At 60.6% G+C, this 14224-nt stretch carries 18 protein-coding genes; 14 read left to right on the forward strand and 4 right to left on the reverse strand.

Going from position 1 to position 14224, the window contains the following annotated elements:
- Nucleotides 1-5: 5 nt before the first annotated feature.
- Complete coding sequence (locus tag HX811_RS00710) at nt 6-530, reverse strand: HAD family hydrolase (RefSeq protein ID WP_003216124.1); 525 nt, start codon at nt 528-530, stop codon at nt 6-8.
- Nucleotides 531-1505: a KpsF/GutQ family sugar-phosphate isomerase gene (locus HX811_RS00715; RefSeq protein ID WP_003216126.1), complete on the reverse strand. Its 975-nt coding sequence runs from the start codon at nt 1503-1505 to the stop codon at nt 531-533. It lies immediately after the preceding gene.
- Nucleotides 1506-1797: 292 nt separating this feature from the next.
- Between HX811_RS00715 and HX811_RS00720 the strand changes: the two genes are divergently transcribed.
- From HX811_RS00720 to hisC, 10 genes are all read left to right on the forward strand, one after another.
- Nucleotides 1798-2607: an ATP-binding cassette domain-containing protein gene (locus tag HX811_RS00720; protein WP_003216128.1), complete on the forward strand. Its 810-nt coding sequence runs from the start codon at nt 1798-1800 to the stop codon at nt 2605-2607.
- Entirely contained in the window at nt 2607-3404 is a 798-nt protein-coding gene (gene mlaE / locus HX811_RS00725; protein ID WP_003216131.1) for a lipid asymmetry maintenance ABC transporter permease subunit MlaE, read from the forward strand. The genes HX811_RS00720 and mlaE overlap by 1 nt, the downstream gene beginning before the upstream one ends.
- The gene (gene mlaD / locus HX811_RS00730) at nt 3404-3871 is read left to right on the forward strand and encodes an outer membrane lipid asymmetry maintenance protein MlaD (protein ID WP_003216133.1); all 468 of its coding nucleotides are present in this window, start codon (nt 3404-3406) and stop codon (nt 3869-3871) included. The genes mlaE and mlaD overlap by 1 nt, the downstream gene beginning before the upstream one ends.
- A gap of 11 nt (nt 3872-3882) precedes the next feature.
- Entirely contained in the window at nt 3883-4536 is a 654-nt protein-coding gene (locus HX811_RS00735) for a phospholipid-binding protein MlaC (protein ID WP_003216135.1), read from the forward strand.
- Nucleotides 4533-4838 carry a lipid asymmetry maintenance protein MlaB gene (locus tag HX811_RS00740; protein WP_003216137.1) on the forward strand — a complete coding sequence of 102 codons (306 nt, stop codon included), beginning with the start codon at nt 4533-4535 and terminating at the stop codon, nt 4836-4838. Before HX811_RS00735 ends, HX811_RS00740 begins: the two co-directional genes overlap by 4 nt.
- Before the next feature lie 114 nt (nt 4839-4952).
- The gene (locus HX811_RS00745; RefSeq protein ID WP_008434291.1) at nt 4953-5192 is read left to right on the forward strand and encodes a BolA family protein; all 240 of its coding nucleotides are present in this window, start codon (nt 4953-4955) and stop codon (nt 5190-5192) included.
- Nucleotides 5193-5215: 23 nt separating this feature from the next.
- The gene (gene murA, locus HX811_RS00750; protein WP_003216140.1) at nt 5216-6481 is read left to right on the forward strand and encodes a UDP-N-acetylglucosamine 1-carboxyvinyltransferase; all 1266 of its coding nucleotides are present in this window, start codon (nt 5216-5218) and stop codon (nt 6479-6481) included.
- A 247-nt stretch (nt 6482-6728) separates the two neighbouring features.
- The gene (hisG, locus tag HX811_RS00755; RefSeq protein ID WP_003188599.1) at nt 6729-7364 is read left to right on the forward strand and encodes an ATP phosphoribosyltransferase; all 636 of its coding nucleotides are present in this window, start codon (nt 6729-6731) and stop codon (nt 7362-7364) included.
- Nucleotides 7365-7491: 127 nt separating this feature from the next.
- The gene (gene hisD, locus HX811_RS00760; protein ID WP_008434283.1) at nt 7492-8817 is read left to right on the forward strand and encodes a histidinol dehydrogenase; all 1326 of its coding nucleotides are present in this window, start codon (nt 7492-7494) and stop codon (nt 8815-8817) included.
- Between the two features lie 3 nt (nt 8818-8820).
- Nucleotides 8821-9873, forward strand: a complete 1053-nt coding sequence (hisC, locus tag HX811_RS00765; RefSeq protein WP_003216145.1) for a histidinol-phosphate transaminase — start codon at nt 8821-8823, stop codon at nt 9871-9873.
- A gap of 138 nt (nt 9874-10011) precedes the next feature.
- Here the strand turns inward: hisC and HX811_RS00770 are convergent, their stop codons facing one another.
- Both HX811_RS00770 and upp read right to left on the reverse strand, forming a co-directional pair.
- Nucleotides 10012-11286 (reverse strand): uracil-xanthine permease family protein, encoded by a 1275-nt coding sequence (locus tag HX811_RS00770; protein WP_010170563.1) that lies wholly within the window; start codon nt 11284-11286, stop codon nt 10012-10014.
- A 2-nt stretch (nt 11287-11288) separates the two neighbouring features.
- Nucleotides 11289-11927 carry a uracil phosphoribosyltransferase gene (gene upp / locus HX811_RS00775; protein ID WP_003216149.1) on the reverse strand — a complete coding sequence of 213 codons (639 nt, stop codon included), beginning with the start codon at nt 11925-11927 and terminating at the stop codon, nt 11289-11291.
- A gap of 165 nt (nt 11928-12092) precedes the next feature.
- Between upp and HX811_RS00780 the strand changes: the two genes are divergently transcribed.
- From HX811_RS00780 to HX811_RS00795, 4 genes are all read left to right on the forward strand, one after another.
- Nucleotides 12093-12650, forward strand: coding sequence for a hypoxanthine-guanine phosphoribosyltransferase (locus HX811_RS00780; RefSeq protein WP_003216150.1), 558 nt, complete (start codon nt 12093-12095; stop codon nt 12648-12650).
- A gap of 3 nt (nt 12651-12653) precedes the next feature.
- Nucleotides 12654-13121, forward strand: a complete 468-nt coding sequence (locus HX811_RS00785) for a WbuC family cupin fold metalloprotein (RefSeq protein WP_177044367.1) — start codon at nt 12654-12656, stop codon at nt 13119-13121.
- A gap of 35 nt (nt 13122-13156) precedes the next feature.
- Nucleotides 13157-13642 (forward strand): hypothetical protein, encoded by a 486-nt coding sequence (locus HX811_RS00790; protein WP_177044368.1) that lies wholly within the window; start codon nt 13157-13159, stop codon nt 13640-13642.
- A gap of 208 nt (nt 13643-13850) precedes the next feature.
- Nucleotides 13851-14138 carry a PA4642 family protein gene (locus HX811_RS00795; RefSeq protein WP_177044369.1) on the forward strand — a complete coding sequence of 96 codons (288 nt, stop codon included), beginning with the start codon at nt 13851-13853 and terminating at the stop codon, nt 14136-14138.
- Nucleotides 14139-14224: the final 86 nt, after the last annotated feature.

Below are 14224 nucleotides of genomic sequence, written 5' to 3' on the forward strand. Positions count from 1 at the left end.
ACGCTCTATAGGTAGGCGGCGTGGGCCGCTTCAAGGCTGCCTTGGGCGCGCAGAATCAACTCGCAGAACTCGCGGGCGGCGCCTTCGCCGCCGCGGGCGGTGGTTACACCATGGGCGTGTTCGCGAACGAACGCCGCCGCATTGGCCACGGCCATGCCCAGGCCGACCCGGCGAATCACCGGCAGGTCGGGTAAATCGTCACCCAGGTACGCAACCTGCTCATAGCTTAGGTTGAGTTGGCCAAGAAGCTCGTCCAGAACCACCAGTTTATCCTCGCGGCCCTGATACAGGTGAGGAATACCCAGGTTTTGTGCGCGGCGTTCCACAACCGGGGTCTTGCGACCGCTGATGATGCCGGTTTGCACGCCCGCCGCCATCAGCATCTTGATGCCCTGGCCGTCGAGGGTGTTGAACGTCTTGAATTCGCTGCCGTCTTCCAGGAAGTACAGGCGGCCATCCGTCAGCACGCCGTCGACGTCGAAAATCGCCAGCTTGATGTGCTTGCCCCGTTGCATCAGGTCGGTGGTCATTTACATCACTCCCGCACGCAGCAAGTCGTGCATGTTCAGGGCGCCAACCGGACGGTCGTCGCTGTCGACCACCACCAGCGCCAGGATCTTGTGGTCTTCCATGATCTTCAGTGCTTCGGCCGCGAGCATGTCAGGGCGTGCGGTCTTGCCGTGAGGCGTCATGACTTCGTCGATGGTGGCGGTCTGGATGTCGAGGTTGCGGTCCAGGGTGCGGCGCAGGTCGCCGTCGGTGAAGACCCCGGCCAGCCGCCCGTCGGACTCCAGGATTACGGTCATGCCCAGGCGCTTGAGGGTCATTTCCATCAAGGCATCTTTCAGCAAGGTGCCGCGTGGCACTTGTGGCAGCTCGTCGCCGGCGTGCATGACGTTTTCCACTTTCAGCAGCAGGCGACGGCCAAGGGCGCCGCCCGGGTGGGAAAACGCGAAGTCTTCGGCGGTAAACCCGCGGGCTTCCAGCAATGCCACGGCCAGCGCATCGCCCATGACCAGGGCGGCGGTGGTGGAGGAGGTCGGTGCCAGGTTCAGCGGGCAGGCCTCGTGGGCAACGTGCACGTTCAAATTCACTTCGGCGGCTTTTGCCAGCGTCGAGTCCGGGTTGCCGGTCACGCTGATCAGCTGGATACCCAGGCGCTTGATCAGCGGCAGCAGGGTCACGATTTCGTTGGTGGTGCCGGAGTTGGACAGTGCCAGGATGATGTCGTCCCGGGTGATCATGCCCATGTCGCCGTGGCTGGCTTCGGCCGGATGCACGAAGAACGCGGTGGTCCCGGTGCTCGCCAGGGTGGCGGCGATCTTGTTGCCGACATGCCCGGATTTGCCCATGCCGACCACCACTACGCGGCCCTTGCTGGCCAGAATCATCTCGCAGGCGCGTACGAAATCCGCGTCGATATGGGCCAGCAAGCCTTCTACGGCTTCAAGCTCGAGGCGGATGGTGCGTTGTGCGGATTGAATAAGGTCGCTGGATTGGCTCATGTCTGAAATCGTATAGCCTGACGAAAAGTCGGCGATTATAACGGTAATGATCAATTCCCTCACACAAGTTCGTCAGGCTTTATTCAATCCACCTGTGGTTGAGATTGAACCTCAGCCAGGATTTTTTAGCTGTCCTGTTTCTGAACAAGCTCTGTTCCGGCCTTGGGGGCGCTGTACCAGCAGTGATATAGTTCGCGGCCAGTTCGGTCCGCACGGCCTTTTTGTCTATTCGGCGCAAGCATTTGTCGAAAACAAAGTGTCTGAGTGAAAGGCTGCATCCCAAGGAGTTTAGATGAGTGCCGATAACGCCTACGCGGTCGAGCTGAAGGGCCTTTCCTTCAAGCGCGGTACGCGCAGCATCTTCAATAATGTGGATATTCGCATTCCCCGCGGCAAAGTCACGGGCATCATGGGGCCTTCCGGCTGCGGCAAGACTACGCTGCTGCGCCTGATGGGCATGCAATTGCGCCCCTCCGCCGGTGAAGTCTGGGTCAATGGCCAGAACCTGCCGACCCTTTCGCGCAGTGACCTGTTCGATGCCCGCAAACACATGGGCGTCCTGTTCCAGAGCGGCGCGTTGTTTACCGATCTCGATGTTTTCGAAAACGTGGCGTTCCCGCTGCGGGTGCATACACAGCTGTCCGATGAAATGATTCGTGACATTGTGTTGCTGAAATTGCAGGCCGTCGGGCTGCGCGGTGCTATCGATTTGATGCCCGACGAGTTGTCCGGAGGCATGAAGCGTCGTGTCGCCCTGGCGCGTGCCATCGCCCTCGACCCGCAGATTCTCATGTACGACGAGCCTTTCGTTGGCCAGGACCCGATTGCCATGGGGGTGCTGGTACGCCTGATCCGCCTGCTCAATGATGCGTTGGGTATCACCAGTATCGTGGTTTCCCACGACCTGGCCGAGACCGCGAGCATTGCCGACTACCTATATGTAGTGGGCGATGGCCAGGTGCTGGGGCAGGGCACGCCTGAAGAACTGATGAACGCAGACAACCCGCGCATTCGCCAATTCATGACCGGCGATCCCGATGGCCCGGTGCCTTTTCACTTTCCGGCAGCGGACTACCGCTCAGATCTTCTGGGGAAGCGCTGATGCGCAAGACATCATTACTCGAAAAGGTTCGCCTTTTCGGTCGCTCCGGCATCGATATCATCGGTGTGCTGGGGCGTTCGACGATTTTCCTGTTTCATGCCTTGCTCGGCCGCGGCGGTATTGGCGGCGGTTTCGGCCTGCTGATCAAGCAACTGCACTCCGTGGGCGTGATGTCCCTGGTGATCATCGTGGTCTCCGGGGTGTTCATCGGCATGGTGCTGGCGCTGCAAGGCTTCAATATCCTCTCCAGCTACGGGTCCGAGCAGGCTGTTGGGCAGATGGTTGCCCTGACGCTGTTGCGTGAGTTGGGCCCGGTGGTGACCGCTCTCCTGTTTGCCGGGCGTGCCGGTTCGGCACTGACGGCCGAAATCGGCAACATGAAGGCCACCGAACAGCTGTCCAGCCTGGAAATGATCGGTGTCGATCCGCTCAAGTACATTGTTGCCCCGCGTCTGTGGGCCGGCTTCATTTCCCTGCCACTGCTGGCGATGGTGTTCAGCGTGGTGGGAATCTGGGGCGGTTCCTGGGTCGCGGTTGACTGGCTGGGGGTCTACGACGGCTCCTACTGGGGCAACATGCAAAACAGCGTGACCTTCAGCGGCGACGTGCTCAACGGCATCATTAAAAGCATCGTCTTCGCCTTTGTAGTGACCTGGATCGCCGTATTCCAAGGCTATGACTGTGAGCCCACCTCAGAAGGGATCAGTCGCGCCACCACCAAGACCGTTGTGTACGCCTCGCTGGCGGTACTGGGCCTTGACTTCATTTTGACCGCCTTGATGTTTGGAGATTTCTGATGCAAAACCGCACTGTGGAAATCGGTGTCGGCCTTTTCTTGCTGGCTGGCATCCTGGCTTTACTGTTGCTCGCCCTGCGAGTCAGCGGCCTATCGGCCAGCCCCACCGCCGATACTTATAAACTTTACGCCTACTTCGACAATATCGCCGGTTTGACTGTCAGAGCTAAAGTGACCATGGCGGGTGTAACCATCGGCAAGGTCACGGCAATCGATCTGGACCGCGACAGCTTCACCGGCCGTGTGACCATGCAGGTGGACAAGAAGGTAGATAACCTGCCGACTGACTCCACTGCGTCTATTCTCACCGCTGGCCTGCTGGGCGAGAAGTACATCGGCATCAGCGTCGGCGGGGAATCTGCCCTGCTCAAGGATGGTTCGACCATTCATGACACACAGTCGTCGTTGGTGCTGGAGGACTTGATCGGTAAATTCCTGCTCAATACCGTCAATAAAGACGCCAAATGAGGAATGTGTTCATGATCTCTACTTTGCGACGTGGCCTGTTGGTACTGCTCGCGGCACTGCCGTTGATGGCTAACGCCGCTGCCGGCGGTTCTGCGCATGACCTGGTGCAGGACACCACCAACAAGATGTTGGCTGACCTGAGTGCCAACAAGGAAAAGTACAAGCAGGACCCGAGTCAGTTCTATAACGCGCTGAACACGATTGTCGGGCCTGTTGTTGATGCTGAAGGTATTTCCAAAAGCATCATGACCGTCAAGTACTCGCGCAAGGCTACGCCTGCGCAGATGCAGACATTCCAGGAAAACTTCAAGAAGGGCTTGTTCCAGTTCTACGGCAACGCCCTGCTGGAGTACAACAACCAGGGGATTACCGTCGCCCCTGCCGGGGATGAGTCGGGTGACCGCACCAGCGTCAACATGAGCGTCAAGGGCAACAACGGCGCGGTCTACCCTGTGCAGTACACGCTCGAGAAGGTCAACGGCGAGTGGAAACTGCGTAACGTGATCATCAACGGCATCAACATTGGCAAGCTGTTCCGTGACCAGTTCGCGGATGCCATGCAGCGCAATGGCAACGACCTGGACAAAACCATCAACGGTTGGGCCGGTGAAGTGGCCAAGGCCAAGGAAGAAACCGACAAAGCTGCCGGGAAGCCTGCCCAATGACCGAGTCGGCCATTCGCCTTGGCGAGTCCGGTGAGCTGTTGCTCAGCGGCGTGCTGGATTACAGCACTGGGCCCGCCCTGCGCAAGCAGGGCCAGGCGCTGATCAATGCCAGTACCGCTCCTGCGCTGGTGCTGGATTGCTCGGCGGTGGTGAAGTCCAGCAGTGTCGGCTTGTCGTTGCTGCTGTGTTTCATGCGCGATGCGCAGGCCGTCAAAAAGCCGGTGAGCATTCGTGCATTGCCCGAAGACATGCGTGAAATCGCTGAGGTTTCCGGTCTGACCGAGCTGTTGGCGCATCCTTAATACACATTATTAAAGAAGCCCCCCGTCAGAGTCCTGCTATGCGGGGTTCGCAGGCGCGGGGCTTTTTTGTATGATGTGCGACCCGCGCGCACTGGGCGCCCATAGAGGTTGATCATGCAGGCCCTAGAAGTTAAAAGCTTCCTTGAAGGAAAGCTGCCCGAAACTAATGTTGAAGTTGAGGGCGAAGGCTGCAATTTCCAGCTGAACGTGATTAGCGATGAACTGGCGGCATTGAGCCCGGTCAAGCGTCAGCAGCAGATCTATGCCCATTTGAACCCGTGGATCACCGATGGCAGCATCCATGCGGTCACTATGAAATTTTTCAGCCGCGCGGCCTGGGCCGAGCGCACCTGAGCCCCCAAGGCGTCGAGATTCTTATGGATAAATTGATTATTACCGGCGGTGCTCGTCTTGATGGCGAGATCCGTATTTCCGGGGCGAAGAACTCCGCCCTGCCGATCCTGGCAGCGACCTTGCTGTGCGATGGCCCGGTTACCGTGGCCAACCTGCCGCACCTGCATGACATCACCACCATGATCGAGTTGTTCGGTCGCATGGGCATCGAGCCGGTGATCGACGAGAAACTCAGCGTCGAAATCGACCCGCGCACCATCAAGACCCTGATCGCACCGTACGAGCTGGTGAAAACCATGCGCGCCTCGATCCTGGTACTGGGCCCGATGGTTGCCCGGTTCGGCGAAGCCGAAGTCGCACTGCCTGGCGGTTGCGCCATCGGTTCGCGTCCGGTGGACCTGCACATCCGTGGCCTCGAAGCCATGGGTGCAACCATTGACGTCGAAGGCGGCTACATCAAGGCCAAGGCGCCGGAAGGCGGCCTGCGTGGCGCGAACTTCTTCTTTGATACCGTCAGCGTGACCGGTACCGAGAACATCATGATGGCCGCTGCCCTGGCCAATGGCCGCAGCGTGCTGCAAAACGCCGCGCGCGAGCCGGAAGTGGTCGACCTGGCCAACTTCCTGATCGCCATGGGTGCCAACATCACCGGCGCCGGCACCGACACCATCACCATTGATGGCGTGAAACGCCTGCATTCGGCTACCTACAAGGTGATGCCGGACCGCATCGAGACCGGTACCTACCTGGTCGCGGCTGCCGTCACCGGTGGCCGTGTCAAGGTCAAGGACACTGATCCGACCATCCTCGAAGCCGTCCTGGAAAAACTCAAGGAAGCCGGCGCCGAGATCACCACCGGTGAAGACTGGATCGAGCTGAACATGCATGGCAAGCGGCCAAAAGCCGTTAACGTGCGTACCGCTCCGTACCCGGCGTTCCCGACCGACATGCAGGCGCAGTTCATTTCCCTGAACGCGATTGCCGAAGGCACCGGTGCCGTGATCGAGACCATCTTCGAAAACCGCTTCATGCACGTGTACGAGCTGCACCGCATGGGCGCCAAGATCCAGGTCGAAGGCAACACCGCCATCGTGACCGGCATCGAGAAGCTCAAGGGCGCGCCAGTGATGGCTACCGACCTGCGTGCCTCCGCCAGCCTGGTGATCTCGGCGTTGTGCGCTGACGGCGACACCCTCATCGACCGCATCTACCACATAGACCGTGGTTACGAGTGCATCGAAGAGAAGCTGCAGATGCTCGGCGCGAAAATCCGCCGCGTACCGGGCTAGTTCCAGGAACTGCAAACACGTTCATTGTGGCGAGGGAGCTTGCTCCCGCTGGACTGCGCAGCAGTCCCAGTCTTTTTAAACAAAGATCAGGGCCGCTTCGCGCCCCAGCCGGAGCAAGCTCCCTCGCCACATGACGATGTATGCTGTTAACTGATTTGTTTCAAGTCGAGGCTGTAATGGCCTCGATCTGTGTCTGGCGCCGATTGCGACCGGACAGCAATAGCCTGATGAAGGACTGACGTTTCCCATGTTGACCATCGCACTGTCCAAGGGCCGCATCCTTGACGACACTTTGCCGCTTCTGGCTGAAGCGGGCATCGTGCCGACCGAGAATCCGGACAAGAGCCGCAAGCTGATCATCCCCACGACCCAGGACGATGTTCGCCTGCTGATCGTGCGTGCCACCGATGTGCCAACCTACGTTGAACATGGCGCGGCCGACCTCGGCGTCGCGGGCAAAGACGTGCTGATGGAATACGGCGGCCAGGGCCTGTACGAGCCGCTGGACCTGCGTATTGCCCTGTGCAAGCTGATGACCGCCGGCCGTGTCGGTGACGTCGAGCCTAAAGGCCGCCTGCGGGTGGCGACCAAGTTCGTCAACGTTGCCAAGCGCTACTACGCCGAGCAAGGCCGCCAGGTCGACATCATCAAGCTCTACGGCTCGATGGAGCTGGCACCGCTGATCGGCCTGGCCGACAAGATCATCGACGTGGTCGACACCGGTAACACCCTGCGCGCCAACGGCCTGGAGCCCCAGGACTTTATCGCCGACATCAGCTCCCGGCTGATCGTCAACAAAGCTTCGATGAAAATGCAGCACGCCCGTATCCAGGCGTTGATCGACACCCTGCGCAAGGCAGTGGAGTCTCGACACCGCGGTTGACTCACCCGCGCGGCCCCAAGCCGCGCCCGTCTATCCGCCTCATAGCCAGAATTCTCAGGTGCCCAAGCGGATCGACTGCTAACTTTCGGCGCCTGAGCATTTTTGCCATTCCTATGAGGCCCTCGCTATGACCACGTCCACTGCAATTGCCCGACTCAACGCTGCCGACCCGGATTTCGCCCATCATCTGGATCATCTGCTGAGCTGGGAAAGCGTGTCCGACGATTCGGTCAACCAGCGGGTGCTCGACATCATCAAGGCCGTGCGCGAGCGCGGTGACGCGGCGCTGGTTGATTTTACCCGGCAGTTCGATGGCCTGGATGTCGCCTCCATGGCCGACCTGATCCTGCCCCGCGAACGCCTGGAGCTGGCGCTGACCCGCATCACCGCGCCCCAGCGCGAAGCCCTGGAAGTGGCGGCCGCGCGGGTGCGCAGCTACCACGAGAAACAGAAACAGGATTCCTGGAGCTACACCGAGGCCGACGGCACCGTACTGGGCCAGAAGGTCACGCCGCTGGACCGCGCCGGCCTGTACGTGCCGGGCGGCAAAGCGTCGTACCCGTCCTCGGTACTGATGAACGCGATTCCGGCCAAGGTCGCCGGCGTGACCGAAGTGGTCATGGTGGTGCCTACCCCGCGCGGCGAAATCAACGAACTGGTGCTGGCAGCGGCCTGCATCGCGGGCGTTGATCGCGTGTTCACCATCGGTGGCGCCCAAGCGGTAGCGGCCCTGGCCTACGGTACCGAAAGCGTGCCGAAGGTCGACAAGGTGGTTGGCCCGGGCAACATCTACGTGGCCACGGCCAAGCGCCATGTATTTGGCCAGGTCGGCATCGACATGATCGCCGGCCCTTCGGAAATCCTCGTGGTGTGTGACGGCCAGACCGACCCGGACTGGATCGCCATGGACCTGTTCTCCCAGGCCGAACACGACGAAGACGCCCAGGCGATCCTCGTCAGCCCGGATGCCGAATTCCTGGACAAGGTCGCCGCCAGCATCGCCAAGCTGCTGCCGACCATGGAGCGCGCCGAGATCATCGAGAAGTCGATCAATGGCCGTGGCGCCCTGATCCTGGTCCGCGACATGGAGCAGGCCATCGAAGTGGCCAACCGTATCGCCCCGGAACACCTGGAGTTGTCCGTCGCCGACCCACAAGCCTGGCTGCCGCTGATTCGCCACGCCGGCGCGATCTTCATGGGCCGCCACACCAGCGAAGCCCTGGGCGACTACTGCGCAGGTCCCAATCACGTGCTGCCCACGTCGGGCACTGCGCGGTTCTCCTCGCCGCTGGGCGTATATGACTTCCAGAAGCGCTCGTCGATCATCTTCTGCTCGCCAGAGGGCGCGTCGGAGTTGGGCAAGACCGCTTCCGTGCTGGCCCGTGGCGAGTCGCTGACCGCCCACGCCCGCAGCGCCGAATACCGCATCGTTGACGATAAGCAGGGGAACTGAAACATGAGCAAATTCTGGAGCCCGCTCGTCAAGGATCTCGTGCCTTACGTGCCCGGTGAGCAACCGAAGCTGACCAAGCTGGTAAAACTCAACACCAATGAAAACCCCTACGGCCCATCGCCCAAGGCGCTGGCTGCCATGCAGGCCGAGCTGAACGACAATCTGCGTTTGTACCCGGACCCCAACAGCGACCTGCTCAAGCAGGCGGTGGCCAAGTACTACGGGATCGACGCGGGCAAGGTGTTCCTCGGCAACGGCTCCGATGAAGTCCTGGCGCACATCTTCCACGGTTTGTTCCAGCACGACCTGCCGCTGCTGTTCCCGGACATCAGCTACAGCTTCTACCCGGTGTACTGCGGCCTGTACCGCATTGCCTTCGACGCAGTGCCGCTGGATGAACAGTTCCAGATCCGCGTGTCGGACTACGCCAGGCCCAACGGCGGGATCATCTTCCCGAACCCGAACGCGCCGACCGGTTGCGTGATGGCGCTGGACGCCGTTGAGCAAATCCTCAAGGCCAGCCCGGACTCGGTGGTGGTGGTCGATGAAGCCTATATCGACTTCGGCGGCGAGACCGCCATCAGCCTGGTGGATCGTTACCCGAACCTGCTGGTGACCCAGACCCTCTCCAAGTCGCGCTCCCTGGCCGGTTTGCGGGTGGGCCTGGCCGTGGGCCACCCGGACCTGATCGAGGCGCTGGAGCGGGTCAAGAACAGCTTCAACTCCTACCCGCTGGACCGTCTGGCGATTGTCGGCGCGGCCGCCGCTTTTGAAGACCGCGAATACTTCCGGAACACCTGCAAGTTGGTGATCGATAGCCGTGAAAAGCTGGTGGCGCAACTGCAGGCCAAGGGGTTTGAAGTACTGCCGTCGGCGGCCAACTTCATCTTTGCCCGGCATCCAGGGCACGACGCTGCCGGGCTGGCGGCCAAGGTGCGGGAGCAGGGGGTGATTGTGCGGCACTTCAAGCAGGAGCGGATTGCCCAGTTCCTGCGGATCAGCATCGGCACGCCTGAGCAGAACCAGGCGCTGATCGATGCGTTGGGCGAGCTGTAATCTCTATTGACTGAACCGGCGCCATCGCGGACAAGCCCGGCTCCCACAGGGGACTGCATTCTTTCTGAGAATGCATTCCAATATGGGAGCCGGGCTTGCCCGCGATGAGGCCATCAGCAACACCAAAAAGCTAAAGCCTTACAGCAGCGGCTCATCCGGCTTCTTGTTCTTCCAGCCGTCATTGCCCGGCAGTAGCAGATTCAATGCAATCGCTACCACCGCACACAGGGCGATGCCCTTCAGGCCAAAGTCATCTGGGCCAGTGCCGGTGCCTACCAGCACACCGCCAATTCCGAACACCAGGGTCACCGACACAATCACCAGGTTGCGCGCTTCGCCCAGGTCGATCTTGTGGCGGATCAGGGTGTTCATCCCCACTGCGGCAATCGAGCCGAACAGCAGGCACAGAATCCCGCCCATTACCGGGACTGGAATGCTCTGCAGCAGCGCGCCGAACTTGCCGATAAACGCCAGGCTGATGGCAAACACCGCCGCCCAGGTCATGATCTTCGGGTTGTAGTTCTTGGTCAGCATCACCGCGCCCGTCACTTCCGCGTAGGTCGTGTTGGGCGGGCCGCCGAACAGGCCGGCAGCGGTGGTGGCGATCCCGTCACCCAGCAGGGTGCGGTGCAGGCCGGGCTTCTTCAGGTAGTCGCGACCGGTCACACTGCCCACCGCAATCACACCACCGATGTGTTCGATCGCCGGGGCCAGGGCCACCGGGACGATAAACAGGATCGCCTGCCAGTTGAATTCCGGCGCGGTGAAGTGGGGCAGGGCGAACCACGGTGCGGCGGCGATCTTCGCGGTGTCGACCACGCCGAAGTAGAACGACATGGCGAAACCCACCAGCACGCCGGAGATGATCGGCACCAGGCGGAAAATGCCTTTGCCGAACACCGCCACGATCAGCGTGGTCAGCAGCGCCGGCATCGAGATCAGCATGGCGGTCTGGTAGTGGATCAACTCGCTGCCGTCACCGGCCTTGCCCATCGCCATATTGGCCGCAATCGGCGCCATGGCCAGGCCAATGGAAATGATCACCGGCCCGATCACCACCGGCGGCAGCAGCCGGTCGATGAAACCGGTGCCCTTGATCTTCACGGCCAGGCCCAGGAAGGTGTAAACGAAGCCGGCCGCCATCACGCCGCCCATGGTCGCCGCGAGGCCGAACTGGCCCTTGGCGAGAATGATCGGGGTGATAAACGCAAAGCTCGACGCCAGGAACACCGGTACCTGGCGCCCGGTAACCACCTGGAACAACAAGGTGCCCAAGCCTGCGGTAAACAGGGCGACGTTTGGATCGAGACCGGTGATCAGCGGCATCAACACCAGCGCGCCAAATGCTACGAAGAGCATCTGTGCGCCAGACAGGATCTGGCGCCAAAGCGGGTCGTTGAACTCATCCTGCATGGTCACGCGTCCTTCTGCTTGGTACCGAAGATCTTGTCGCCGGCATCGCCCAGGCCCGGGATGATGTAGCCATGTTCATTCAGGCGTTCATCGATGGATGCGGTGTAGATCAACACGTCCGGGTGGGCTTTCTCGACGGCGGCGATGCCTTCGGGAGCGGCCACCAGCACCATGGCGCGGATGTCCTTGCAACCGGCTTTTTTCAGCAGGTCGATGGTGGCAACCATGGAGCTGCCGGTGGCGAGCATCGGGTCGATGATCATCGCCAGGCGCTCGTCGATTTCCGGTACCAGTTTTTCCAGGTAGGTGTGGGCCTGCAGCGTCTCTTCGTTGCGGGCCACGCCTACGGCGCTGACCTTGGCACCCGGGATCAGGCTGAGCACGCCTTCGAGCATGCCGATACCGGCACGCAGGATCGGCACCACGGTAATCTTCTTGCCGGCGATTTTCTCGACCTGGACGGGACCACACCAACCGGCGATCTCGTAGTTTTCCAGGGGCAGGTCTTTGGTCGCCTCGTAGGTGAGCAGCGCTCCGACTTCCTGAGCAAGCTCACGGAAGTTCTTCGTGCTAATGTCGGCGCGGCGCATAAGGCCGAGTTTATGTCGGATCAGCGGATGGCGGATCTCACGGATGGGCATGGGGAAAGGCTCCGGCGGCGGGCAAAAAAACCGGCCTAGATTAATCTATCCGAGGGTGTTGTCCTATAGACATCTAGTACGTTAGTCCATTAAGGCTTGAACGTTGGGCCTCACATGCGTACCTTTGCCCGCTTTTCTTGCCACAGCACCCCCTTGGAGAGCGCCATGTCCGCTGATCTCGAGCATATCCGTCAAATCATGCGCGAGGCTGACTGCCTGTACACCGAAGCGCAAGTCGAAGAGGCCATCGCCAAGGTCGGCGCGCACATCTCCCGTGAAATGGCCGACACCAACCCGGTGGTCTTTTGCGTGATGAACGGTGGCCTGATTTTCGCCGGTAAATTGCTCACCCACCTGCAATTCCCGCTGGAAGCGTCCTACCTGCACGCCACTCGCTATCGCAATGAAACCAGTGGCGGCGACCTGTTCTGGAAAGCCAAGCCGGAAGTCTCGTTCATCGACCGCGACGTGCTGATCATCGACGACATCCTCGACGAAGGTCACACCCTGGGCGCGATCATCGACTTCTGCAAACACGCCGGCGCGCGCAAGGTGCACACTGCCGTGCTGATCGACAAGGACCACGACCGCAAGGCCCGTCCGGACCTGAAAGCCGATTACGTGGGCCTGCCGTGCATTGACCGTTACATCTTCGGTTACGGCATGGACTACAAAGGCTACTGGCGCAACGCCAATGGGATCTACGCCGTTAAGGGAATGTAATCAATGGCCAGCTTTCTTGATCAAACGCTGTTTGCGGAGCTGGCCGAGAAAGCGGCTGGCAGCCCTCGTGGCCGGCATCATCACAACTTCCACCAGATGGAAGAACCGTGCCATCGCATGGCTGTCGGCATGCAGCCCAGCACCTATGTGCCGCCTCATCGTCATTTGAGTGCCGATAAGGCGGAAACCTTGCTGGTGCTGAAGGGCAGCCTGGGCTTGTTGATCTTCAGCGAGACCGGCGAGGTGCTGGCCAAGCGCGTGATGCAGGCGGGCGGCGACTGCCAGGGCGTCGATTTGCCGCCCGGTGTGTTTCACGGCCTGGTAGTGCTGGAGCCCGATACCTTGATGTTCGAGTGCAAAGCCGGACCGTATCGGCCGGTGAGCGAGGGTGAGCTGGCCAGTTGGGCCCCCCGTGAAGGCGATGCTGATGTGGCCGAGTATCAGCGCTGGATGCTTGCCCAGTTCGATTGAGCTAAAGTGCTGGGCCAACTTCTACGGAGCGGCCCATGCGCTTTTTGATCCGCAGTTGCGCCGCCCTGGCGCTGACCCTCAGTTTGCCCCTGGCGGCTGCTCCGGCGCCGCTGCACAGCCAATTCCTGCCGCCCGACGACCTGACCCTGCGCGCCGAAACCCCGGACCAGCAGCAATTGCTGCAAGTCACCGAGTATTCGGTGGTGGTGGGTAACCAGCGCCAATCCACCCAGCAGCCGATCCCGGTGACCTCGCCGTTGATGATCCGCCTCAAGGGCAAGTCCCTGAACAAAGGCGCGACCATCGCCCAGGTGATCCTGAACTTCGATGCCGAAAGCAAAAGCCTGAAAAAGCCGGTGTTCGACGACAAAAGCAAAACCCTGACCTTGTCGTATCCGGTGACCCAGTATCGGGTGATCGTCGACTTGTTGCGCAATGACACGGTCTATGTGCAATTCCTCACTTACGCCAACGGCCATATCTGGGCCGACTTGCACACCGGGGCGGTGCGCGCCAAATAATCCAGCCGACGCGCATTCGGCGGTGTAAATACAGTCAATGTGGGAGCTGGCTTGCCTGCGATAGCGGTGGCTCCGTTGGCCCATCTGTTACTGATGCACCGCTATCGCAGGCAAGCCAGCTCCCACATTGGTTCGCGTAGCTTTCGAAGCCGCGGTGCCGCAGGTAAACTGCTTTTCCCGTGTAAATGTCTGCAGGCTGGAGTCGGTAATGCGTAAAGATAAGAAACAGCTGATTGGTGATGAAATCGGCGACGAGCAAATCAAGCTGTTCCTGGATTTCGAGCCGGTAGACGCCACTTCGCCGTCCCTGCACAAACTGATCAAGGCCTACCGTGGCCTGCGTATCGACGACTTCGAGCGCTTCCTGGTGTTTTTCAAGGAAGCCGGCCTGGACCTCGACGGCAAGGACGAGCATGGCCAGACCTTCGTTGAAGTGATCAAGGACCAGCGCAACGCCGCCGAGTACATCGAGTTGATCGAACAAGCCCGCGGCTGATTGTTGCGGACGAAAAAAAACGCCCCTTTGGGGGCGTTTTTCGTTCCCACGCTCTGCGTGGGAATGCATCCACTGACACTCTGCGT

This window comes from Pseudomonas sp. F8002 (genome assembly GCF_013385495.1).
GTDB lineage: Bacteria > Pseudomonadota > Gammaproteobacteria > Pseudomonadales > Pseudomonadaceae > Aquipseudomonas.